The organism is Bradyrhizobium sp. Gha (genome assembly GCF_900113735.1).
Lineage (GTDB): Bacteria > Pseudomonadota > Alphaproteobacteria > Rhizobiales > Xanthobacteraceae > Bradyrhizobium.
The window spans coordinates 1-23,352 of the sequence record NZ_FOQM01000055.1; the positions used below are offsets into that span (position 1 = coordinate 1).

Consider the following 23,352-nt stretch of genomic DNA (forward strand, 5'->3'; position numbering starts at 1 on the left):
CATCGTCATATGTGGACGGCCCCTATTGGCAAGCGCTTTTTGAAGTGTGGAGCGAGGTTGGTCTGCTTCGGTCATATGTCCGGCCTTTTGGTGCGGGCTTTATGACCGCTGGCCCTGATGAAATCCGATTGCCCTGGTCCCTATCATTGCGGCGAGCTTGGTGGCTCGTGACGATGTCGGGGTGTCCATGGTTTTCGGCGGTGACCGTATCGCTCATCACTTCTTTCGTGCTTACCAATCTTGAACCGGGATACTCCTCGTGAAGGCTGTTTGAGACGGTGAGGTGCGCTCACGCCTTGACATAGGTGTCGGTACGGAAGCCCTCGCCCGTGGTCATGATCGCCCAGCAGATCCTTGCCAGCTTATTGGCCAGAGCCACGGCGACCAGCCGCTCGGGCTTCCTGGCCCGCAGCGCGTTGATCCAGTCGGCCAAAGCGCCTGTGCGCTTGCCTACGACACGCAGCACTGAGGTTGCCCCCGTGACGAGCATTTTGCGGATGTAGCGGTTGCCCTGCTTGGTGATTGCGCCGAGCTTCTCCTTGCCGCCGCTCGAATTTTGCCGGGGCGTCAGACCGAGCCATGCCGCGAAGTCACGCCCCGATTTGAACACGCCCGGATCGGGAACACTGGCCGCGACCACCGACGCAACCAGGGTCCCGACGCCTGGAATCTCGTCGAGCACGCGGCTGATCGGGTTTTGCTTGTGCGCCCTGGCGAGTTCCTCTTCCACGGTCGTGATCGAGGCGTTGAGCCCTTCCAGATGTTGAGCGATGCAGGTCACTGCGGCCGCGGCAATGGGCGGAAGCGCAGCATCCGCCTTCGCCTGCGCCAGGAGTTCATCGACGCGGCCGATACCCTTGGCGGCGACAATGCCGAACTCGGCCAGGTGGCCGCGCAAGGCATTGACGGCCATCGTGCGCTGCTTGATCAGCAGCTCGCGGGTCTTGTGCAGCATCAAAATGGCTTGCTGCTCCGCGCTCTTGATCGGCACGAAGCGCATATCCGGTCGGGACATCGCCTCGCAGATCGCAGCCGCGTCAACCGCGTCGTTCTTGCCCCGCTTGACATAGGGCTTGATGTAAGTGGGCGGGATCAGGACTACCTCGTGTCCCATCGCGACCAATTGGCGAGCCCAATAATGCGCCGAACCGCACGCCTCCATACCGACCCGGCAGAGATCGATCTGCGAAAAGACCTCGTGCAGCTTCGAACGCTTCACCTTGCGCGAAATCGATCGGCCACCCTCGCTCTCGAGCCCATGAACCTGAAAATAGTTCTTGCCCAGATCAATCGCGGCTCTGATAAACTTCGTCATGGACAGTCCCCCTCTTTGTGGCGCTGCGGCGACCACGTTTTGGCACTTGATGCCGTTTAGGTGGGGCCGTCCACAACATCATTGCGAGCGCAGCGAAGCAATCAAGAATCTCTCCGCGGAACGACTCTGGATTGCTTCGCTGCGCTCGCAATGACGGGTTGTGGGGCGACGGCAGCGTCCCTCCAGTTCGCATCTTGAATCTCGGACACGCTTACGCGCTCTCGCGGCTGATTTCGCCCGAGCTCTGCTTGGGTCACTCCACCCTCTTGTCCAAGAGGGCGCAGGGAAGGCCGGGTGCCGACCTCGCACCCGCGGTCCGCTGCGCGAGATGTAGCGCAGGAAAAGACCGCACAGCAGCATACAGGTGGTGCCAATCACTCGGCCTTCCCTGCGCGATGGGTTGACGGCTTATGCCGTGCTCTTCCGGGAGCCGAATTCCTTCTGGCCTCCCTCGCCTCGCAGATTGACGATGCACTTCACCCGGTTGGGCTCCCTGCACCTCCGCGACCGGCTTGACCGTAGCGACGACGGCCGGAACCACACGGTTTTGCCGTACGCGCGCTCGCCTGATGCCACAGGGTCTGGCGGCAGGGTGCACACGCGCCGCAAGAGTGTTGGCGAGACGAGCTTCACAGCGCCGTTCGTCCGCACGCGGTTTCGAGCTCACAGGGACTACCCGCCCTGCCCGCACCTCTCGTGCCGACGCTGCCGCGTCCACCGCATCCCCGGCTCGCAATTCGTGACGACGTACGATCGCCCCTCAAGGATGAGCCGGGATGGGCGACACATACGCCATTTCCGAATTTCGGTAAAGTGGAATATTTTCGCCGGCTTGGCTTGACAGCCCGCGCCGCTCGTTTTGCCCGTCGGGCAGGCGTTATTGCGCGCCCGATCCGCCCTGCACGATTTTCTCGTTCAGCTTCTGGTCGACGATGTCGACGGTACGGTCGATCTCGACATTGGGCGTGCCGAGTTGATGCGAGATCAGCTTCACCAGCAGGTCGACGCGCTCGATGAAGGGCGCGCCGCTCGCAACCGCGCGCGCCGCCGACGACGGCTTCAGCAGGCTTTCCGCAGCCTTGGCGTATTTCGCGAACGGCACCTGGTCTTCGGGATCGGCGCCGAGACGGCGGGCGATGGCATCGACATGGTCGTAGATCGTCTGCGAGCGTGCGAGATCGCCGTGCACGGCGTCGCGGATCGACTGCGGTTCGTTCGGCGTGATGCAGCGATAATTGCCGGTGAGCAGCATCGACCATTTCGCCAGCGGCACGAACAGCGACGAGAACACCTTCAGCTTCACCGGCACGTCCTTGCCGTCGAGCGTCACCGCGTCGATGTCGGCCTCCAGCTCGCGCAGCAGCTTGTTGTGCATCTCGTCGGCGAAGGCGGAAGCCTTGAAGTTGGTGGGCAGGCCGACATGCAGCACGTTTGCGGCTTCCTCCGGCGGACGGAAGGCCTGCGGGTCGGGCGAGCACAACGTCACGAGACCGGGCTCGAAGCGCTCCCACACCTGCGCATTGGTGTAGGCCTCCTCGAGATCCATGTCTGATAGCGCCGGGATGCGCTTGAGATAAGGCAGCGGCGGCATGTTCATGATCGACAGGCACGGCAGCTTCGCCGCGGCGATCTTGACCATCAGCACGCGGACCGTGTGGTTGGTGTATTGCGGCTCCTGCATCGCGAGGCCGACCATGTCGTAGCGGGAGAGATCGACGTTCTGCGGCGTCACCGCATCCAGCTTGCCGGGCAGGTCGCGCGACAAGATCGCCCGGTGCACCGCCTCATCGCGCAGCTTGATCCGCACCTCGGTACCGTCGCGGTTGATCAGCTCCGCGGTCTTGGCGCGGCAGACCAGGGTCACGTTGTGCCCGGCCATCAAGAGCTTGGTGCCCAGCAGCGAGCCGTAGGAAGCCCCCAGAATCAGAACGTTGCGCGCCATGTTCGTCCCCTCGATCTTCACGTGATTTGAGTCCCGGCCGTTCCCGCGGGTGCGTTGCAGCATGTAAGGCAAACCGGCCGAGGATGGCAACTGGGATAATGCATACAAGGCCCGCCGGATATACTGATTGCGGCTTAACCGAAATAATGAGGGTAACGCGGACCCGCCTGCGTTCCGGCCCCACACTTCTACGGCCTTCAAATCTCAGCTGAAATTCCGCCGTGGGCAACACGGCGTGTTGCCAGCTGTTTCGCTCGACGCATCTCGCTTCGATTGATAAGCCCCTCTCCGCGAATGACGGGGCTTGAGTCGGGGACATGACGGTTGCGATCGAGATGGGGCTGACCACGGCGGGCGCCGGGGCGGCCATGGACCTCGAGGAACTCCTGGCGACCCGTCTCCTGGTGCAGGGCAATTCCGGGTCCGGCAAGTCGCATCTGCTCAGGCGCCTGCTGGAGCAGAGCGCGCCCTGGGTGCAGCAGGCCATCATCGACCCCGAAGGCGATTTCGTCACGCTGGCCGACCGCTTCGGGCATCTCGTGATCGCGGCCGAGGATCATACCGAGCGCGGTCTTCAGGTCGCCGGCGAGCGCGCCCGGCTGCATCGGGTCTCCACCGTGCTCAATCTCGAAGGGCTGGATGCCGAGAACCAGATGCGGCGCGCGGCAGCCTTCCTCGGCGGGCTATTCGATGTCGAACGCGACCATTGGTACCCGATGCTGGTGGTCGTCGACGAGGCGCAGCTGTTCGCGCCGGCCGTCGCGGGCGAAGTCTCCGACGAGGCGCGCAAGCTCTCGCTCGGCGCCATGACCAATCTGATGTGCCGGGGCCGCAAGCGCGGACTTGCCGGCATCATCGCGACGCAACGTCTGGCCAAGCTCGCCAAGAACGTCGCGGCCGAGGCCTCGAACTTCCTGATGGGCCGCACCTTCCTCGACATCGACATGGCGCGGGCCGCCGATCTGCTCGGCATGGAACGGCGGCAGGCGGAAGCCTTTCGCGATCTCGAACGCGGGCAGTTCATGGCGCTGGGACCTGCGCTGTCGCGGCGCCCGCTGCGGCTGAACATCGGCCCGACCGAAACCAGCCCACGCAATTCGACCCCGCGGCTGATGCCGCTGCCGGAGGCCACGCTTGAAGATGCACGCGCGGTGATCCTGGCGGCACCGCCGCCGGATGCCAGCCGGCCGCAGCGCCGGCCCGCGCCCGACCTGCTCGAACAGCTTCGTGCGGCCAAGGCGGCAGCGCCTGAGACCAGCCCCGAAGTGGTCGAGGAGCCGGTCAGCGCCGAAGAGCTCGCCGAGCGGCGCGAGCGCGTGGATCGCACGTTGCGCGCCGTACTGGCCGCGCCTGACGCCGGCTTCCGCGCCATCGGCGTGCTCTATCAGGAGTTCGTGGTCCGCTGCCGCATCGAAGGTCTCGGGGCGTCCGTGCCCGACTTGAGCGAATTCCGCCGCATGCTGACGCATGCGCGCGCCGGGCTCGGCACAGAGATCGCCGACGACGATGCCTGGCAGGAGGTGAGCTTGCGCGCCTCGATCCTGCCCGACGACATGCAGGGCGTGTTCATGATGATCGCGCGTGCCGCCAAGGAGGGCTGGCCCTGCCCCGGCGATGCCGCGATCGCCCGGGCCTACGGCTCGCATTCACTGCGCCGGGCGCAGCGCCTGCTCGGCTACATGGAGGAGCAGGGCCTGATCGTGGTCCAGCTCGACGGCGGCGGACGCCGGTTCGTCACGCTGGTGGAACTCGCCTGGGCCACCGCGCCTGGTGATCCCAATGGCGACGATCAGCCGGTGGAGCCGATAGCCAGCGCGGCGTCTGCCTGAGCCGGGGGACTTTGCGGGCGTCTCTTCACTTACGCGGCCTCGGTCGCATCGAGTGCATCTACCGCTGCGCCTCGCGCATCCGCAAACATGCGGCGGTAGAGCATGCCCGAGACGAGCCAGGCGATCACGAACAAGGCGATCACCGCGAAACCAACATTCGCGAGCGACTCGTTGAGGGCGTCGACCAGCGCCCACACACCACCCGAGAGACCCAGCCGATCGGCGATCAGCCCGAGCGCCTCGATGCCGCCGATGAGCAGCGCCACCGCAACGGAGGCACCTGTTATCGTGAGATTGTACCAGAGCTTGCGCATGGGATCGACGAAGGCCCAGCGATAGGCGCTGACCATCAGCGCGGAGTCGGCGGTATCGACCAGCGCCATGCCTGATGCGAACAGCGCGGGGAAGACCAGGATATCGGCAAGAGATGCGCCGCGCGCGGCTTCGCTGGCGGAGATGCTGAGCAGGCCGATCTCGCTCGCGGTGTCGAAGCCGAGCCCGAACAAGAGGCCGAGCGGAAACATGTGCCAGGGTTTTGTCACCAGGCGGAACATCGGCCCGAGCAGCCGCGCGAGAAAGCCGCGATGGGCGAGCAGCGCCTCCAGCCCGGCAGCGTCATGAACGCCCTGCTCCCGCGCCGTGCGAAACGTCCGCCACAGGCCGGCGAAGATCGCGAGGTTGATGGCGGCGATCACCAACAAAAACAGCGCCGACACCGAGGTGCCGATCAGGCTGCCGATATCCTTCAGCAGGCTGTCGCCGCCGAGGCTGACGACGCCGAGCGCGAGCAGCATGGTTGCGACCACCACGACAGTGGAATGGCCGAGCGCGAAATAGAGGCCGACGCTGCGCGGCGCATCGCCTGATTGCATCAGCTTGCGCACGACATTGTCGATGGCTGCGATGTGGTCGGCATCGACGGCGTGGCGCAGGCCGAACACCCAGGCGAGCAGCGCGGTCGCCATCACCGCCGGCCGGTCGCCGAACGCCGCAAAAGCCCACGCCCATGCGGCCATGTTGGCCGCGACAAGCCCGCCGAACAGCAGCATTACACCGGGCCCGACCGCCCGCGCAGACCATCTCGTCACGACACGCCTTCCGCCGCACGCCCCCTTGCGCCAACGGTATGATCTTTTCAGATAATTGTCACACTGACCAGCCCCGAAAAGGCCGTCATGCCCGGGCTTGTCCGGGTCAAGCCCGGCCATGACGAACGGATAGATCGAGCTACGCCGCCTCTGCCCCGCCGAGATAGGCATCGCGCACGCGCGGATCGTCCTTCAGCGCCCGCGCCGGACCCGAGAGCACGATCTTGCCGGTCTGCAGCACATAGGCCTCGTGGGCGATCTCGAGCGCGAGGCTGGCGTTCTGCTCGACCATGAAGACCGAGACGCCCTCCTGGTTGATGGTGCGGATCAGCTCGAGCACGCGGTCGACATAGAGCGGCGACAGGCCCATGGTCGGTTCGTCCATCACGATCAGGCTGGGACGGCTCATCAGTGCACGCGCCATCGCGACCATCTGCTGCTCGCCGCCGGACAAGGAGCCCGCGCGCTGCGACAGCCGCTGGCCGAGCTTTGGAAACAGCGTCAGCATCCTGTCGAGATCCTGCGCCACCGCATCGCGGTCGTTGCGCACGAAGGCGCCCATCAGGATGTTTTCGCGCACGCTCATGTCCGCGAACAGCCGCCGCGCCTCCGGCACCGAGGCGATGCCGCGGCGGACGATCTGCGGCGTGGTCAGCCCGATCAGCGAGGCGCCGTCGAACGTCACCTCGCCCGAGCGCGGCTTCACCAGGCCCAGAATGATCTTCATCGTCGTCGACTTGCCGCTGGCATTGCCGCCGAGCAGGCACACGATGTGGCCGCGGCCGACCGTGATCGACAGGTCGAAATGTACCTGCGCCTGGCCATAGAACGTGTTGACGTCGGACAACGCCAGCAGAGGTTCGGGTGCGCTCGTCGTCATGCCGCGCTCTCCTGCTCTGCCCCGCCCGGCAGGCCGTGGCCGAGATAGGCTTCGATCACCTTTGGATCGCCACGCACCTCTTCGCCCGGCCCTTCCGCGATCTTCTGGCCCTCGTCCATGACGATGACGCGATCGGAGAGGCGCATCACCATCTCCAGCTTGTGCTCGATCAGGAGGATGGTCAGCCCTCCTGCTTTCAATTCGGCGACAAGCGCCTGCATCTCCGCGGTCTCGCTCGGGTTCATGCCGGCGGTCGGCTCATCGAGCAGCAGCAGGCGCGGCTTCAGCGCCAGCGCGCGCGCAATCTCGACGCGGCGGCGGTTGGCGTAAGAGAGGCTGTAGGCGGGCTGATCGATCCGCGGCAGCAGCCGCTCGCCGAAGCGCGCGAGAATGGCTTCGACCTCCTCGCGTAGCCGCTCTTCCTCTGCCTTGACGCTGGCAGGCCGCAGCAGCGCCAGTCCCAATTCGAGCAGCGGCCCGATGACAGGCACCGCCGGCTTTACCGCACGCAAGCGCGTATGCGCGCCGATCAGGACATTGTCCATGACGCTGAGATTGCCGAAGACACGGCCGAGCTGGAAGGTGCGCGCGATGCCCCGCGCGGCGAGCCGTTCGGGCGAGAGACCCGTGATGTCCTGTCCTTCGAAATTGACAGTGCCTGCATCCGGCCGGTCGAGCCCGGTGACCAGGTTGAACAGCGTCGTCTTGCCGGCACCGTTCGGGCCGATGATGCTGACGAGCCCGCCCTTGGCGAGATCGAGATCGATATTGTCGACCGCCGTCAGGCCGCCGAAGCGGCGCGTGAGCCCGCGCAGGGACAACAGCGGTTCAGTCGCCTCCGCCATCAGATCGTCCCCAACAGGCCCTGCGGCCTGAATCGCACGAGCAGCAGCAGGACGATGCCGTAGATCAGGATGCGGTACTCGGCCGCGATCCGGAAGATCTCGGGCAGGCCGACCAGCGCCACCGCGCCGACGATGGCGCCGACGACATTGCCGAGCCCGCCGAGGATCACGACGGTCAGCGCCAGGATCGATTGCTGCGTGTTGAAGGTCTCGTGGTTGATGTAGGAATAGAGATGCGCGGCGATGCCGCCGCTGACGCCCGCGGCGAACCCGCCGAAGATGAAGGCCAGTGATTTATAGCGGTTCAGGCTGATTCCATAGGCGCGCGCGGCAATGTCGTCGTCGCGGATGGCGCGAAAGCTGCGGCCGAGATGCGAGCCGAGCAGGCGCGCCTGGAGCAGCGCGAGCACGACCATCACCGCAAAGGCGAACCAGTATACCGAGGCCGGGCTGATCAGATCGTAGCCGAACAGCGACAGCGGCGGGATACCGGAAATGCCAATGGGCCCGCGCGTGACGCTCTCCCAGTTCAAGATCACCAGCGACACGATCTCGCCGATGGCGAGCGTCGCGATCGAGACGTAGTGCCCGCGCAGCCGAAACGACGGCGAGATCAGCAGCGTGCCGAGCGCGGCACTCATCAGGCCGCCGGCGATGATGGCGAGACCGACCGGAACTGACAACGTCAGCGACAGCAGCGCGGAAGTATAGGCGCCGATCGCAAGCAGCGCGGCATGTCCGAGCGAGACCTGCCCGATCGTGCCGGCGACGAGCGTAAGACTCAGCGCGAGCATGCCGAGCAGCCAGGCATTGATCAGGGTCTGCAGCACGTAGAACGACACCGGCAGCAGCGGCAGGATCCCGAACAAAGCGACTGCGACAGCCAGGCCCCAGCGCGGAATTCGCACGGGCCGGCTCGGCGCGATGAAGGTGCCGGTCAGCGGCTCCGGCGGCGCCTGTCGGGCGCTGGCGAACAGGCCGTTCGGGCGCAGCACGAGAACGACGACGAGCAGCAAGAAGGCGAACAGGTTTCGGTAACTGGTGCCGAACACGGCGACGCCGTAGCTCTCGACCAGTCCCAGCAACAGGCTGCCGACCACCGCGCCCGGCACATTGCCGGCGCCGCCAACGACCTCGGCGACGACGCCCTTCAGCGTCGCCTGCAGGCTCATCGCGGTGTCGATCTGGTTGTAGTACATGCCGACCAAGAGACCCGAGACGCCGCCGAGCGCAGCCGCAATGCCGAACACCGTCTGGTTGACGCGGTTGACGTCGACGCCCATCTGCATCGCCGCGTCGCGGTCCTGCGAGGCCGCGCGCACCGCCCAGCCGAGCTTGGTATAGCGCAGGAACACGAACAGCAGCAGCGCGCTGGAGATGCCGACGCCCGCGATCAGGAGATCAAGCGGGCCGATGGTGCCGCCGCCGACCTGGAAGCGGACATCCGGCAACTGGCTCGGCAGCGCGCGCGGATTGGGCGAGAAGGTCAGCATGACCAGCTGATCGAGCACGAAGCTGATGCCGATCGTCGCCAGCAGCGGCGCGATCCGCACCGAGTTCTGCAGCGGGCGTAGACCGAACCGTTCGATGATCAGTCCGACCAGCGCCGCCACGGCCGCGACGAAGATGATGGTGAGCGGCAGCGGCGTGTGCAGCTGCACCACCGCGACCCAGCCGATATAGGCGCCGACGAGATAGATCGAGCCCTGGGCGAAGTTGATCAGCCGGCTGACGCCGAAGATCAGCGCGAGCCCGACCGCAACGAGGGCGTAGACGTTACCGACGATCAGCCCGTTGATGGTGTAGTCGAGCCAGGAAGACACGCAGGGTTCCTAATGAAGGGAGAAAGGCCGGAGCGAAGGGCTCCGGCCAAGAGATCAGGTGGGCTTGCCGTCCCAAAGGGCGAACTGCCCCTTGCGCACGACGAGCTCGGCATTCATCGCGCCGTTGATGCGACGGGTCGCGACGTTGAACGTCGCGCTGCCGAAGATCACGCTCGGGACGTCCTTGACCTTGGCGAAGGCATCGCGGATCGCCTTGCGGTCGGTGCCGCCGATCCTCAGCACGGCGGCTGCCATGTTCATGGCGTCATACGCGTAGGCGTTGAAGGCATCGGGCTCGAGCCCGTTGTACTTCTTCTTGAAGCCGGCGATGAATTTCTGCACCTCGGGCCGCGGGTCCTCCGGGAAGTAGCGCGTGCCGACATGGACGTCCTCGACGGCTTCGCCGCCGAGCTCCAGAAATTTCGGCGAATAGACCGAACTGGCGGCGCAGATCACCTGCTTCAGCCCGACCTGGCGGGCCTGGCGCGCGATCAGGGCACCATCGGAATAATAGGAGATCAGGACCAGACCATCCGGATTGGCATCGCGCACGCGCACCAGCGTGGAGCGGAAGTCGCGCTCCTCGGCGATATAGCCTTCGGTGATGACGATCTCCGCGCCATATTCCTTGGCGGCGTTGTTGAAATAGTCGCGGCTGGTGCGGCCCCAATCGGTGTTGAGGTGCAGCACCGCCAGCTTCTTCAGACCGAGCTTCTTCACCGCATAGCGCGCCAACAGCGGCTGCTCGTCGGCCTGGCTGACCGACGTGCTCCACATGAAATCGCCGCCCTTGGTGAAGTCAGGATGCGAATTGGTGAAGCCGAACTGCACGAGACCGCCGCGCTGATAGATCGGCGAGGCCGCCATCGAAGCGGGGCTGGAGAAGTCGCCGAGCTCCATGACGATCTTGGGATCGGACACGAATTTCTGGGCGATCGCGACCGACTGACGCGGATCGCTCTGGCTGTCCTCGAACTGATAGGCGAGCTTGCGGCCGTTGATGCCGCCGGCGGCCTGGATCTCGTCGAGCGCGAGATCGAAGCCCTGCTTCCACTGCGTGCCATATTGCGCGTTCGGCCCGGTGAGAGGACCGCTGACGCCGAGCAGGATGGGATCGGTGCTGTCAGCGAAGGCAGCGCGCGAGAGGGCTGTTCCCGCGATTGCGGCGGCGAGCGAGCCCTTGACCAGGGTTCGACGATTGATGTTGCTCATGCACGGCTCCATCCAGTCAGGTGTTGAAACAGATTACTTCGAAGGTTCGCCGAGCGACAGCATCAGCCGGTTCGCCCAGTTGAAGAACGAGGCTCCGTTGATGACGTCGACGATCTCGGCGTCGTCGAGGCCGACGCTGCGCAGCTCCGCGACATTGTCGGGGCCGAAGGCGATCGGCGTCGACGCGAGCGCCACCGAGGCCTTGACCACGGCGTTCCAGCGCTCGCCGAGATCGGCATTGACGCCTTCGTCGAGCAGCTTCTGAACGTCGTCGCGGCGCTTGGAATAGGTGCTGGCGAAGCGCGCATGCACCGAGGCGCAATAGATGCAGCCGTTGTAGCGCGAGGTCGCAGCCGCCGCGAGCTCGCGCTCGGCGCGCGGCAGGCCGTCCGCGACGTTGTAGAAGATGTCCTTGTCGGTCTTGGTGCGGGCTTCCAGCACCTCGGGGTCGCGCGCCAGCAGGCGGAAATATTCCGACTTGGCGCGGGCGCGATCGACCAGGCCAGCATAATGCCGCTCGGTGAGCTCTGCTTCGGGCAGCGGCTCGATCCAGGAGACCCAACCGAGCTCATCCTGGGTGAAGACGACGGGCTGATTGACGGTGGCGCTCATGATTGCAGCCTCCTCTTAGGCGTTCGCGTTCGCGGCCGCGAGCGTGCGCAGGCCGCTGACGACCCGCACCTGGAACGACAGGAACGCGACGAGTTGCGAGAAGGTGACGATGCCGGTCTTCGACCAGCCGGCGGCCAACAGCGCCTTCATGTCGGTGGAGGCCGCGTCGCGGGGCCGAAACACCAGCAGGTGCGCGTGCTCGAGCGCCGCGGTGAGCCTGTTACCGAGAACGGACTTGCTCGCCGCGCTCACGCGATAAATCAGACCAGCCGTGTTCTCGACCGACAGCGGGCCGGCCGGATACGAGCCATAGGGACCCGACGTCTTGCCCCGCGCGATCTCGGCGTCAACGGCATCAAGCAGGGCCGCTCCCCCCGCGCTCGTCGCAAGCTTGTCGCGATAGAAGGTCGCAACGGGAGATTCGCCATGGAGCCCGGTCACGACGGCTGCGACCGCCGCGCGTTCGAGCAGCGAAAAGTCGCCGGCATCGATCGGCTCGAACAGCGAGAGATAGCTCTTCTGCGCGTTCTCGCGCGCTTGCAGGCGCTTGGCGCGGATGGCGTCCAGCGCCGATCCTGGTTGGATGCCGGCTAGTTTGTCGATGATATCAGTCGTCACCATCATTCAGCCTCGTGCAATTCCCTAAACCGACTAGCCAGCCAGCGCCACGTCGCGCGCGGTGCGGGCCCAGCCCAGCGCCGGCGCGACTTTTTCTGCCACCAGCTCGATCGAGCGCAGGACGTAGGGATGCGGCGCATCGACCGAATGGACCTGGAACACCAGATCAGTCACCCGCTCCAGCGTCGCATCCGTGCGCAGCGAGGCAATGACCTCGCCGGCTCCGCCGACATGGGTATCGAACGCTGTGATCATCTCCTCCAGCGTCTCGCCGGGAGGAAGATGGCCGCTCTTCATGAACTGTGGCAATGCGCGCCGCAGGCCGATATCGGCAAGCCGCATCGCGTCGCGATGCTCGTCGGCGACGAACACGCTGCGCGACGCCATGATGCGCGGTTCGGCGCCCTGTGGCAGCGCGGCGAGATAGGCGTCGATGATCGGGTTCTGGATCTCGGCGAGCGTGGCGTTCGGCGCGTCCTTGGCCCGCGGCTGGGTGCGCGACAGCAGCAGGCCGTCGCCGGCCTTGCCGGCGCGCGCGCCGCCCGCCACCGAGAATGTCGCCTGCCAGATGCGCTTGTCCAGTTGCGGCCGCTGCGGATAGAGCGTGTCGCCGCCGTCGAGTTGCTTGCCGGTCAGCGCCCTGCGCACGACCTCCAGATTGCGCGCAAAGATCTCGTTGCGCTGGGTGCCGTCGAGGCCGAACGCGGCAAAGGCCGACGGATTGCCGCCGGTTCCGACGCCGAGCTCGAACCGCCCGTTGCAGAGCAGATCCAGCACCGCGGCGTCCTCCGCCACGCGTACCGCGCTCTCCAGCGGCAAAGTGACGATGCCGGTGCCCAGGCGGATGCGCGAGGTCTGGGCTGCGACATAGCCGAGGAAGGTGAAAGGCGACGGCAGTCCGCCCTCCCGCTCGTGAAAATGGTGCTGCGCGATCCACGCGGAATCGAGGCCCGCCTTCTCGGCGCGGACGATCTGCTCGGCAGCGAAGCGATAGCGTTCCGCCGGGGGGGCTTCATCGAGAAGCCGCGTGAAAAATCCCAGGCGTTTCAGGTTTGCAAAACGTTTCATACGACCCCTGTCGGGCGAGGATGGCCCTCGATGATGTCGGTTGCCGCGGCCCAAGACAAGCGGGCAATGCGCAGGGCTGCCCGCCGCGAGCGCACCTCCGCGCCGGCCCCGCGATGGGCAGACTGCCTACCAGCTCGGCAGCACCGCGCCCTTGAACGTGGTGAGGATGAACTCCTTCACCTCGGGCGTATGGTAGCTGTCAACCAGAATCTTGACCCAAGGCTTGTCCTTGTCGGCGCTGCGCACCGCGATCAGGTTGACATAGGGGCCCTTGGGGTCCTCGCGCAGGATCGGATCCTTGACTGGATCGAGGCCCGCCTGGGTTGCATAATTGGTGTTGATCGCGGCTGCGTCGACGTCGTCGAGCGCGCGCGGGGCCTGGGCCGCGTCGACCTCGATGAATTTCAGCTTCCTGGGATTCTCGGTGATATCGAGCACCGTCGGCTTGAAACCGACCCCGTCCTTCAGCTTGATCACGCCCTTGTCGCGCAGCAACAGCAGCACGCGGCCGCCATTGGTCGGATCGTTGGGGATCGAGATCTTGCCGCCGTCGGGAATGTCGGCGAACGCCTTGTGCTTCTTCGAATAGACGCCGATCGGGAAGTTCACGGTGAGGCCGACCGGCTCGATCCGGTAGCCGCGATCAGCCTTCTGGTTGTCGAGATAAGGCTGGTTCTGGAACGAATTGGCCTGGATATCGCCGGCATCGAGCGCGGCATTCGGCACCACATAGTCGGAGAATTCGATGAGCTGGATGTCGAGCCCCTGCTTGGCCGCGATCGGCTTCACCGCCTCGAAGATCTGCGCATGCGGCCCGGGCGTCACGCCGATCTTGATGGTCTCGGCGAAGCTTGCTGCCGACCATGCGGCAAGCGCGGTTGCGAGGATCAAAGCGGGACGAAACGACATCTTGGTCTCCATGACTCATCAAGACTGAGTGGAACCGTATTCGCTTCTCTGCCGGGCGAAATCAATGAAATGAAAATCCATATTGACCGGCTAGCACGGGCAACGCTTCTCCGTTCGCCGCCAGACGGGAAACGAACGCAGATTGAGGCAGGCGCGGACCGCCCGCAAGCCAGCTAGGCGCGCGGCTCGGCGCGCCATGTCGAGGGCGAAACCATGATCAGCACGCAGATCACGGCGGAGGCCGCGAGCGACACCGTGACCATGGTGGCAAGCCCGGCCATTCCCGCGCCGACATAGGCAACCGCTATCCAGCCGCCGCCGGCCGCGATCAGGATGCGCGCGACCCCGGATGCGAGCGGGCCCATCGCCCGACCCGCGCCCTGCGCGGCGAACGAGGTGACGAAGCCAAAGCCCAGCGCCGCATAGGCCGGTGCCACGATGCGCAAGTACGTCATGCCTTCGTTGACGACGTCGGCGTCGCCGCTAAAGAGATGCAGCCACGCCGTCGGGAAAATCGCGACCAGGAGGCCGATGGACCCCGTCATGATCATGCCGGCGGCGCCGCTGACCCAGCCGATCCTTTGCGCCCGCGCGGTCTGGCCCGCGCCCATGTTGACGCCGACCATGGTCAGCGTCGCCGTGCTGATGCCGAACAGCAGCGGGATCATGATGTAGTCGAGCCGCGAGGCGATGCCGTAGCCGGCGAGTGCCGAGGTGCCGAACAGGCCGACCGCACCGGTGACGAGGATGACGGTGAGATTGGTCAACACGGCGTTGAACGCGGTCGGGATACCGACCTTGAGCATGTCGCCGAAAATCTTTGCGCGCAGGGGCACGATGTGCAGCCGCAAGCCGGATGCACCCGAGGACATGTAGCGCAGCAGGAACAGCATCGCCGCGCCGTAATAGAGACCGAAGGCGAGACCGGCGCCGGCAATGCCGAGGCTTGGAATCGGTCCGAAACCGAAGATCAGCAGCGGCGAGACGGGAATCGTCACGATCGCGCCGATCAGGGTGACCAGCGCAGGCACCTTGACGTTGCCCGAGCCGCGCAACGCCGCCGCCTGGAGATTGACGATCCACGCCGGAATCGCTCCGGCGAAGAGATTGTCGGAGTAGGTAATGGCGGCGTCGAGCGCGCCGTCGCGGCCGCCGAGCAGGCGAAACAGCGGCGGCCCGCCGAGGTTAGCCCCGAGCGTGAACAGCGCGCCCGCGATGATCGCAAGCACGATGGCGTGGAACAAAGCGGCGTCGGCATCGTCGCGGCGGCCGGCGCCGACCGCACGCGCCACCGACGAGGCGACGCCGGAGCCGAATCCGCCATTCGACATCATCGTCATCAGCATGAAGATCGGGAACACCATCGCGGCGCCGGCCAGCGCATCGGTGCCGAGATAACCGACATAATAGGCCTCCGCGATGTTGACCGCGGTCTGCGCCACCAGGACTGTCACCGTCGGCAGCGCCAACTTGAGCAACGTCGGAAGGATGGGCGCGGTCAGAAGCGCGGTGCGACGCTGATCGGCGGTCGCGGCCGCCGGACGAGGCGCGGCCGGCTCGCGCGCCGGGGCCTCCAGCGCGGACAAGGGCGGGGCGGCGTCTTCGACTGACATTGCCGTAATCCTGTTTGGTTTCCGGGGCCGCCGCCGATCCGACGACCATTGCATTATGATCATAATCTATTATTATGATCGTAATGCAATAGCAAATCGCTCACGATCCCGTGGCCGCCGTCCAGGCTGACCATGGGAGGGGATTGAGGCCCATGCGCTACGACAAGGGACACAAGGACGAGACCCGCCGGCACATCCTCGATGTCGCCTCGGCGCAGTTTCGGGAGAGTGGCATTGCCGCCGTCGGCATTGCCGGCATCATGGCGGAGGCGGGCCTTACCAATGGCGCCTTCTACTCGCACTTCGCCTCCAAGGAGGAGCTGGTGCGAAAGGTGCTGATCGATGCGCTCACCCGGCGTGAGGAGCGGCACAGGGACAATCTGGAGAACGGCGTGGCGCTCGAGGCCACCATCCGCGAGTATCTTTCGACGCGGCACCGCGACCGCGCCGGCACGGGCTGCCCGACCGCGGCGCTGGCCGCCGAGATCGCACGGCATCCGAAGGCAACGCGTGATGCCTTCACCGGAAAGCTCGCCGACATCATCGTGCTGATGGCGGAGCAGATCAGGCAGGGCTCGCCGGAACGGCGGCGGCGCAAGGCGATCACGATCTATGCGACCATGGTCGGCGCGCTGCAATTGGCTCGGGCCGTCAACGACAAGCCGCTGTCCGACGAGATCCTGGAGAATGCGGTGGAAGCAGCGATTGCGACCGCGAACGCGCGTTGACGCGTCCGAATCCGTTACACCGGATCGAACGCGCGGATCGGCGGCAGATTGCCGGTGAACTTCTCCACCTCGACCGTGGTGAGCTGGCCGGTACAGCCTTGCGCAAAGGACGAGGTGCCGACATCGCGCGTCAGCACGTTCGGATTGCCGTGGACGCAGAGCGGCGCCTCGTTCTCCGGGTCCATCGGATCGTACCAGGCGCCGGTCGGCAGCTGCACCACACCGGGTGCGATGTCGTCGGTGACATGCACCGCGGCCAGGCACGCGCCGCGTTCGTTGAAGAGGCGGATGATGTCGCCGTCCACGATGCCGCGCGTATCAGCATCGCGCGGATTCATGCGCGCGACCTCGCGGCCGCGATGCTTGGCTTGAAGCGAATGGCCGCCGAAATCGAGCTGGCTGTGCAGCCGCGTCACCGGCTGGTTGGCGACGAGGAAGCACGGCGCGCCCGAGTTGGGCATATCGCTCTTTTCGAGCCAGACCGGATGGCCCGGACAATCCGCATCGCCATGGCCGGCGATCTTCGCGGAATAGATTTCGATGCGTCCGCTCGGCGTCGGCAGCGGATGCGCGGCCGGATCCTCGCGGAAGCTGCGCAAGCGGCCGCCATCGTCGGGCTGTTGCGGCACGACCAGGCTGCCGCGCCGCCAGAATTCCTCGAAGCTCGGAGAGTCCAAGCCGCGCTTGGCGAGTGAGGCGCGCGTCGGCTCGTAAAGATGCTCCAGCCATTGCCGCGAGGTGCGACCCTCCGTGAAGGGTTCCCGGGCGCCGAGGCGATCGGCGAGATCAGCGAAGATCTCGTAATCGTCGCGCGCGAGCCCAAACGGCTCGGCGATGCGATGCATCGCGACCATCAGCGGATCGTTGCTGGAATAGCCGATGTCCTCGCGCTCGAGCGTCATGGTCGAGGGCAGCACGATGTCGGCGTGGCGCGCGGTGGCGGTCCAGGCGAGTTCGTGCACGACCAGCGTATCGACCTTGGCAAAGGCCTTGCGCAGGCGGTTGATGTCCTGGTGGTGATGGAACGGATTGCCGCCGGCCCAGTAGACCAGGCGAATGTCCGGATAGGTGCGCGTCTCGCCGTTGTAGCGATAGGTGCTGCCGGGGTTGAGCAGCATATCGGCGATGCGCGCCACCGGAATGAAATCGCGGATACCGTTGCGGCCCTGCCCCAGCGTTGGCCCCGGCGCGTCGTTGACGCGCCGGCCGTAATAGCCGATCGCGCCGAGCGAATAGGCGTATCCGCCGCCGGGAAGACCGATTTGGCCCAGCGCTGCCGCCAGCACCATGCCCATCCACACCGGCTGCTCGCCATGTTCGGCACGCTGCAGCGAATGCGAGACGGTGATCAGCGCGCGCTTGCCGGCCAGGCGCCGCGCCAGCATGCGGATCGCATTTGCGTCGAGGCCGCAGATCGCGGCCGCCCACGCGGCATCCTTGGCCTGCCCGTCGCTCGCACCGGTGAGGTAGCGCAGGAACACCGGCCAGCCTTCGGTGTAGCGGTCGAGGAAGGCCTGGTCGTGCAGACCTTCGGCTACCAGCGTGTGGATCATCCCGAGCATCAGCGCGGTGTCGGTGCCTGGGATGCAGGTCATCCATTCCGCGCCGGCCTCGACCGGCAAATCCTCGCGCAGCGGGCTCATCAGGATGAACTCGCAGCCGCGCGCCCGCGCCGTCGCCATGGCACCGCGTTCGACATGCTTGCTGATGGAGCCTCCGGCCACCATCGAGTTCTTCAGCGCCATGCCGCCGAAGGCGAGCACGATCTCGGTCTCGTCAGCGATCTGCTGCCACGTGACGTTGCGCTTGGTGATGTCCTCGTAGCCCGCCATGATCTGCGGCAGCAGCACCGAGGACGCACCGGAGGAATAGGAATTCACCGAGCGGACATAGCCGCCCATCGCGATGTTGAGAAAGCGGTGCACCTGGCTCTGGGCGTGATGGAAGCGGCCGGCACTGGCCCAGCCGTAGGAGCCGCCGAACACGGCGCCCGGGCCCCGCGTATCGCGGACGCGCGCCAGCTCGTCGCCGAGCAGGTCTAGCGCCTTCTCCCAGCTGACGGAGACGAATTCATCGCGGCCGCGGCGGTCGTCGGGACCAGGCCCGCGCTCGAGCCAGCCACGGCGGATCGCCGGTTGGGCGATGCGCGCCTGGTGGCGCAGCGCGCCGGGAAAATTGTCGATGATACCGTTCGGATCGGGATCGCCGCCATACGCCCTCACCTCCAGCCCGGCAGCGCCGTTGCGCGCGGAAAAGACGCCCCAGTGCGAGGTGTGCGGCTTGAATCCATCCGACAAATCGAGTCCGGAGTCGGGGAAGCCAATCGTATCGTCCATCGCGTGGCCCTCATCGCGGAGCACCGTACAGGCGGCTCCGGTCGTCAGCATCGGGCCAATATAGTGAGAGCGCCGCGTGCAGGGCAACGGATTACCGATGTCAGGAACCGGACGCATGGCGGCGTCCCGCGAGTTGCAGGCCTTGAGGGAGCAAAAAGGCCTCCACACCGTCATTGCGAGCGCAGCGAAGCAAATCCAGACTGTCGCCGTCGAGGGATCCTGGATTGCTTCGTCGCAAGAGCTCCTCGCAATGACGGAGCAAGGTGCAACAGCACACCCTTCTGCTAGCGTTCGAAGTTGCAGCGACGCCTTCGCGTGGTCGGAGTGCGGAAAACACGTACGCTCCACGGCCGCCATTTCGCCGCAGGGCTTTCGGCTTTTATCGGCATTGCCGCCTCGTCCATCATGCAACATGATGGCTCTCAGCCGGTGACGACTGTTCTTTGACGGCTGGAGGTCAACCTGCCCTGACTTGATTAGGCACTTTCGGCGGTTGGAGCCGTTGCAGATGGACGATCAGCCGCACCAGCTTCAGCTCCGGCGATGAATCGCTGCGCGCGGCCCATCTCCTGCCCTCAACTGAAGGAGCCGACATGAAGATCCTTGCGATGGTCGCACTCGGAGCGGCCGTGATCACGACGTCGCCAGCCGGCGCGCAAAGCGGATCAGGTGCATCCGGCAGGGGCTCCAGCATCAACTCATCCGGCACCGGCGGCGCCACGGGCGCGGGAGCTTCGAGCCTGAACACGCCGGCGGACAACAATGGCGGCGGATCAAGCGCGCCGGCGAAATCCACGCCTGCATCGCCAGGCGGCGCCGTAGCCGGCTCGACGCAGGGAAGTGCCGTCCCAAATGCCGGCATGTCGGGATCCGGACAGAAATAGGGGCCGCAACATCTCATGCGCGACATGACTCCAGCGTGTGTGCTTTGGGTCACAGCCGAATCGAGCCCGATTGCCTAGAACGGCTGAGCATGGCCGCAAACAAGGTAACGGCGGTACGCACCAGGCTGGGAGGCGATCAACAGCTGCGGACTTGCGAAGCCGCCGCGGTGAGGAACCCGGCGGCTCTTTCTTGCGCGTGCCTGCGTTCCATCGAAGCGCTGATGCTCTCAATGCCAGATCGTATCCGCTTCGACGATCACGGCCCTGATCTCCGGGTCTTCCGCGGTGTTGCACGTGCAGGGCATGCCTGCGCCGCACCGGCATCCGCCCGCCTTTTCACTCCAGACCCGCAGTGGATGGTTTTCACAGACCCATCCCAGACCGCGGCAGAAAGGGCATAGCTTGGTCACAGCGTATCCGGCGTCCTCAAGGTGTTCGATCTGTCTTCGTTGCGCAGCTCCTGCTCGGCCGCGTGCCAAAACTCGTCCTCACGGCCCTCGGGCTTGCCGGCGCGCTCCCACAATTGGTGCGCCCGCTCCCTGATCTCTTGCTCATTCGGCTCGGACAATTGCATCTCCTGTCATGAAGCGCGGCCTCGCCCCGAGGTTTTTGGGGCTGGAAGGCGGGGCCGCGCCGGCCAGCCATCGGCGACGACGCCGGCCCGCCGATTCAAGCTTTGATCTGGCGCACAGTTCCTCTCCCCGCGTCACCATGGACATCTGGCCGGTGAAGTTTGCGAGCGCCGAATTGCAAGCAGCAGGCGCGCCGCTGCATTCTTGACTGATTGCGCCCGCTCGGGCGTGCGACGACTTCATTGTCGCAGTCAGCAATGACCGACGCGCGGAGCTGCGGTGCCATCTCCCGGACTTGTCCGCGGGCTGTGTGGCGGGCTAATTCAGGTTCGATCCGGAATGCTGAACGGGCCTCGGTGTCAATCGAGGCCTTTTTCGTGCCCGGACGTGTCCCCGTTGCAATCGCTCGACATGAAGCCTTACGACAACAGAGCCTGGTTCCTGGTGCTTCCCGCGCTGGTCATTGTGACTTTCGTCGGAATCCTCCCCCTGGTCGCCGTCACCAATTACTCCTTCCAGGACCTGTTCAGCTTGACCAACCCCTATTGGGTGGGTGTCGACTGGTACAGCAACATCGTGAGGTCTGAGCGGTTCTACGCCAGCCTGGCGCGAAGCCTTCTGTTCTCGGCCATCGTGCTCTCGGTCCAGCTGCCGCTCGGCATCTGGATTGCGCTGTTGCTGCAGCGATCCCGCCAATTCATCGTCAGCGCGGTTCTCGTCCTGATTACCGTGCCGCTGGTGGTGCCCTGGAACATGATCCCGGTGATCTGGCTGAACTTCATCAATCCCAATGCCGGCCTCGCCGGGCGGATGCTGGCCTGGATGGGTGTCGGCTTCGACTACAAGTTCAATGCCCTGCACACCTGGATCGTACTTGTCGTGATGGACACCTGGCATTGGCTCGGGCTCGTGGTCGTGCTGGCTTATGCCGGCATCTCCAGCATTCCGCCCGCCTACTATCAGGCCGCAGCCATCGACTCCGCGTCGCCATGGCAGGTGTTTCGCTTCATCCAGCTACCGAAAATGAAGCCCGTGCTGTCGATGGCGGTGCTGCTTCGCTTCATGGACAGCTTCATGATCTATATCGAGGCCTTCCGCATCAATGCCGGCGGACCCGACAGCGCCACCGCATTCCTCAGCCTCGATCTCGGCGAGGAGATCCAGTCCTTCAACTACGGACCATCTGCGGCCCGTTCGATCGTCTATTTCCTGATCGTCCTGACGGTCGCGTGGACGTTCAAGGCGGCAACAAGCACGCGGGCGCCTGATGCCATGGAGCCGGCCAAGTGAAGTCATCGATTGGGCGGATCACCCTCTTCGCCGTGATAGCCGCCTTCGTCCTGGTGCCGCTGGCGCAGACGATCATCACAAGCTTCGTCTCGACGTTGCCGCGCGCCGGGATCGCGGACGGACATTTCACCCTGGTCAACTACCAGAACATCCTCCAGTCACCGGTCCTGAAGCAATCGATCCTCAACTCCATCATCTACGTCGTGCTGAACGTCGCCCTCTGCCTTGGCGTTGGCCTGCCGGCCGCCTATGCATTCGCGCGCTACGGGTTCGCCGGTGATCGCCAGCTGTTCTTCCTGCTGCTGGTGTTCCGCATCACGCCGACCGTCGTGCTCTCGCTGCCGATCTTCGTGCTGTTCGCGCAGGTCGGCCTCGCGAATACGCCCGTCGGCATCGCGCTGGTTCATTGCGTCTTCAACATCCCGATCTCGATCTGGATCCTGGAGGGTTTCATCGCCGCAGTGCCGCGCGAGTTCGATGAAACGGCGTTCCTTGACGGCCATTCGCTTCGCAGTTTCTTCTTCCGTCATCTCATTCCCGCCATCGCACCGGGCATCGGCGTCGCCGCGTTCTTCTGCTTCATCTTTTCCTGGGTGGAGGTGGTGCTGGCCCGCATCCTGACGACAACAGGCGGCAAGCCGATCACCATGGCCATCAACGCGCTGTTCGGCTTCCGGACCGATCTCGGCCTCGTCATGGCGATGACCGTGCTCGCGCTCGTTCCGGGCGTAGCGATGATCTATTTCGTGCGCAATCACCTCGCCAGAGGCTTTGTGATCCGCACCTGAGCCGAATCGACTAGATGCCCCAGCGTAGCGCCGCGGTATGCACCGGGGCGTCCCACAATTCCATCGACGCGCCGTCGAGCACGGAGACGGTGATCGATGCACCGGCCATGTCGAGGGAGGTCACGTAAGACCCGGTCAGGAATCGCTTCGCCGTGATCCCCGCCCCGTGCAGAATGCGCTTGGCGCTGTTGGCCATCAGATACAGCTCGATCAGCGGCGTTGCGCCGAACCCGTTGACCAGAAGCAGGACTTCGCTGCCCTTGCTCGGTGCGAGATCCCCAAGGATCGCATTGAGCATCTCGGCCGCGATGTCATCGGCGGATGCCAGCGGCACCCTGCGGCGACCCGGCTCGCCATGAATACCGACGCCCATTTCCATTTCGTTGTCAGCCAGCGTGAAGTTCGGCCGGCCCGCCGCCGGAACCGTGCATGGCAGCAGCGCCACGCCCATCGAGCGGGTGCGCCTGTTGACGTCATCGCCGAGCGTCTTGAGCGCGGCGAGCGGCAGGCCCTTTTCGGCCGCCGCGCCCAACATCTTCTCCACGATCAGCGTGCCCGCCACACCGCGACGCCCCGTCGTGTAGGTCGATTTCTCGACCGCGACGTCGTCATTGGTCACCACGCTCGCGACCTCGCGACCGGCCATCTCGGCGGCCATGGTGAAGTTCATCACGTCGCCTTCGTAGTTCTTGACGATGAAGAGCACGCCCGCCCCGGTGTCGACGGCCTCGGCTGCCTCGATCATCTGATCCGGCGTCGGCGAGGTGAAGACCTGACCCGGACAGGCCGCATCGAGCATGCCCTGGCCGACGAAGCCCGCATGCAGCGGTTCATGGCCGGAGCCACCGCCCGAGATCAGCGCGACCTTGCCCGGCTTCAGATTGCGGCGGCGCACGAACTTCCTGTCAGCACCGAGCAGCAGGATATCGGCATGGGCTGCCGCCAACCCGTCGAGACTCTCTTCGAGCACCGTATCGGCGCTGTTGATCAGCTTTTTCAT

20 protein-coding genes and 1 pseudogene are annotated in these 23,352 nt (G+C 65.2%); 5 read left to right on the forward strand and 16 right to left on the reverse strand.

The features are described from left to right. Positions 1-263, forward strand: a pseudogene (locus tag BM222_RS41735) (hypothetical protein); the annotation flags it as partial. A gap of 26 nt (positions 264-289) precedes the next feature. Here the strand turns inward: BM222_RS41735 and BM222_RS36770 are convergent. Further along, positions 290-1,315, reverse strand: a complete 1,026-nt coding sequence (locus BM222_RS36770) for an IS110 family RNA-guided transposase (RefSeq protein ID WP_143106014.1) — start codon at positions 1,313-1,315, stop codon at positions 290-292. 877 nt (positions 1,316-2,192) lie between these two features. Beyond that, on the reverse strand, positions 2,193-3,257 hold the full coding sequence (locus tag BM222_RS36785; RefSeq protein WP_092239584.1) for a ketopantoate reductase family protein: 1,065 nt from the start codon (positions 3,255-3,257) through the stop codon (positions 2,193-2,195). Positions 3,258-3,574: 317 nt separating this feature from the next. Here BM222_RS36785 and BM222_RS36790 point away from each other — a divergent pair, with 317 nt between their 5' ends. Continuing rightward, complete coding sequence (locus tag BM222_RS36790) at positions 3,575-5,086, forward strand: helicase HerA domain-containing protein (RefSeq protein WP_092239548.1); 1,512 nt, start codon at positions 3,575-3,577, stop codon at positions 5,084-5,086. Between the two features lie 29 nt (positions 5,087-5,115). Here BM222_RS36790 and BM222_RS36795 read toward each other — a convergent pair whose 3' ends face one another. The 10 genes from BM222_RS36795 to BM222_RS36840 form a co-directional block, all read right to left on the reverse strand. After that, on the reverse strand, positions 5,116-6,135 hold the full coding sequence (locus tag BM222_RS36795) for a HoxN/HupN/NixA family nickel/cobalt transporter (protein ID WP_092239549.1): 1,020 nt from the start codon (positions 6,133-6,135) through the stop codon (positions 5,116-5,118). A 178-nt stretch (positions 6,136-6,313) separates the two neighbouring features. Continuing rightward, a complete protein-coding gene (locus BM222_RS36800) occupies positions 6,314-7,054 on the reverse strand; it encodes an ABC transporter ATP-binding protein (RefSeq protein ID WP_092239550.1) in 741 nt (246 codons plus the stop codon). Continuing rightward, on the reverse strand, positions 7,051-7,899 hold the full coding sequence (locus BM222_RS36805; protein WP_177243686.1) for an ABC transporter ATP-binding protein: 849 nt from the start codon (positions 7,897-7,899) through the stop codon (positions 7,051-7,053). Before BM222_RS36805 ends, BM222_RS36800 begins: the two co-directional genes overlap by 4 nt. Then, complete coding sequence (locus BM222_RS36810; RefSeq protein WP_092239552.1) at positions 7,899-9,722, reverse strand: ABC transporter permease; 1,824 nt, start codon at positions 9,720-9,722, stop codon at positions 7,899-7,901. The genes BM222_RS36805 and BM222_RS36810 overlap by 1 nt, the downstream gene beginning before the upstream one ends. Before the next feature lie 54 nt (positions 9,723-9,776). After that, a complete protein-coding gene (locus tag BM222_RS36815; RefSeq protein ID WP_092239553.1) occupies positions 9,777-10,934 on the reverse strand; it encodes an ABC transporter substrate-binding protein in 1,158 nt (385 codons plus the stop codon). Between the two features lie 33 nt (positions 10,935-10,967). After that, positions 10,968-11,546 (reverse strand): alkylhydroperoxidase domain protein, encoded by a 579-nt coding sequence (locus tag BM222_RS42555; protein ID WP_092239554.1) that lies wholly within the window; start codon positions 11,544-11,546, stop codon positions 10,968-10,970. Between the two features lie 15 nt (positions 11,547-11,561). Then, complete coding sequence (locus BM222_RS42560; RefSeq protein ID WP_092239555.1) at positions 11,562-12,170, reverse strand: CMD domain protein; 609 nt, start codon at positions 12,168-12,170, stop codon at positions 11,562-11,564. Between the two features lie 27 nt (positions 12,171-12,197). Beyond that, entirely contained in the window at positions 12,198-13,232 is a 1,035-nt protein-coding gene (locus tag BM222_RS36830; RefSeq protein ID WP_092239556.1) for a putative FMN-dependent luciferase-like monooxygenase, read from the reverse strand. Positions 13,233-13,358: 126 nt separating this feature from the next. Further along, positions 13,359-14,153 carry a MetQ/NlpA family ABC transporter substrate-binding protein gene (locus BM222_RS36835; protein ID WP_092239557.1) on the reverse strand — a complete coding sequence of 265 codons (795 nt, stop codon included), beginning with the start codon at positions 14,151-14,153 and terminating at the stop codon, positions 13,359-13,361. A gap of 161 nt (positions 14,154-14,314) precedes the next feature. After that, positions 14,315-15,754, reverse strand: coding sequence for an MATE family efflux transporter (locus BM222_RS36840; RefSeq protein ID WP_177243687.1), 1,440 nt, complete (start codon positions 15,752-15,754; stop codon positions 14,315-14,317). Positions 15,755-15,906: 152 nt separating this feature from the next. Here BM222_RS36840 and BM222_RS36845 point away from each other — a divergent pair, with 152 nt between their 5' ends. Continuing rightward, a complete protein-coding gene (locus tag BM222_RS36845; RefSeq protein WP_092239559.1) occupies positions 15,907-16,482 on the forward strand; it encodes a TetR/AcrR family transcriptional regulator in 576 nt (191 codons plus the stop codon). A 14-nt stretch (positions 16,483-16,496) separates the two neighbouring features. Here BM222_RS36845 and BM222_RS36850 read toward each other — a convergent pair whose 3' ends face one another. The 3 genes from BM222_RS36850 to BM222_RS36865 form a co-directional block, all read right to left on the reverse strand. Beyond that, a complete protein-coding gene (locus tag BM222_RS36850; RefSeq protein ID WP_092239585.1) occupies positions 16,497-18,818 on the reverse strand; it encodes a molybdopterin guanine dinucleotide-containing S/N-oxide reductase in 2,322 nt (773 codons plus the stop codon). Positions 18,819-19,275: 457 nt separating this feature from the next. Next, positions 19,276-19,680 carry a hypothetical protein gene (locus BM222_RS41575; protein ID WP_177243688.1) on the reverse strand — a complete coding sequence of 135 codons (405 nt, stop codon included), beginning with the start codon at positions 19,678-19,680 and terminating at the stop codon, positions 19,276-19,278. Between the two features lie 428 nt (positions 19,681-20,108). Next, complete coding sequence (locus tag BM222_RS36865; RefSeq protein ID WP_502691002.1) at positions 20,109-20,276, reverse strand: DUF2934 domain-containing protein; 168 nt, start codon at positions 20,274-20,276, stop codon at positions 20,109-20,111. Between the two features lie 409 nt (positions 20,277-20,685). On the opposite strand from BM222_RS36865, the gene BM222_RS36875 reads away from it, so the two are divergent. Beyond that, positions 20,686-21,564, forward strand: coding sequence for a carbohydrate ABC transporter permease (locus tag BM222_RS36875; protein ID WP_092239587.1), 879 nt, complete (start codon positions 20,686-20,688; stop codon positions 21,562-21,564). Beyond that, complete coding sequence (locus BM222_RS36880; RefSeq protein WP_092239563.1) at positions 21,561-22,352, forward strand: carbohydrate ABC transporter permease; 792 nt, start codon at positions 21,561-21,563, stop codon at positions 22,350-22,352. Before BM222_RS36875 ends, BM222_RS36880 begins: the two co-directional genes overlap by 4 nt. 10 nt (positions 22,353-22,362) lie before the next feature. Here BM222_RS36880 and dhaK read toward each other — a convergent pair whose 3' ends face one another. Next, the gene (gene dhaK, locus BM222_RS36885) at positions 22,363-23,352 is read right to left on the reverse strand and encodes a dihydroxyacetone kinase subunit DhaK (protein WP_092239564.1); all 990 of its coding nucleotides are present in this window, start codon (positions 23,350-23,352) and stop codon (positions 22,363-22,365) included.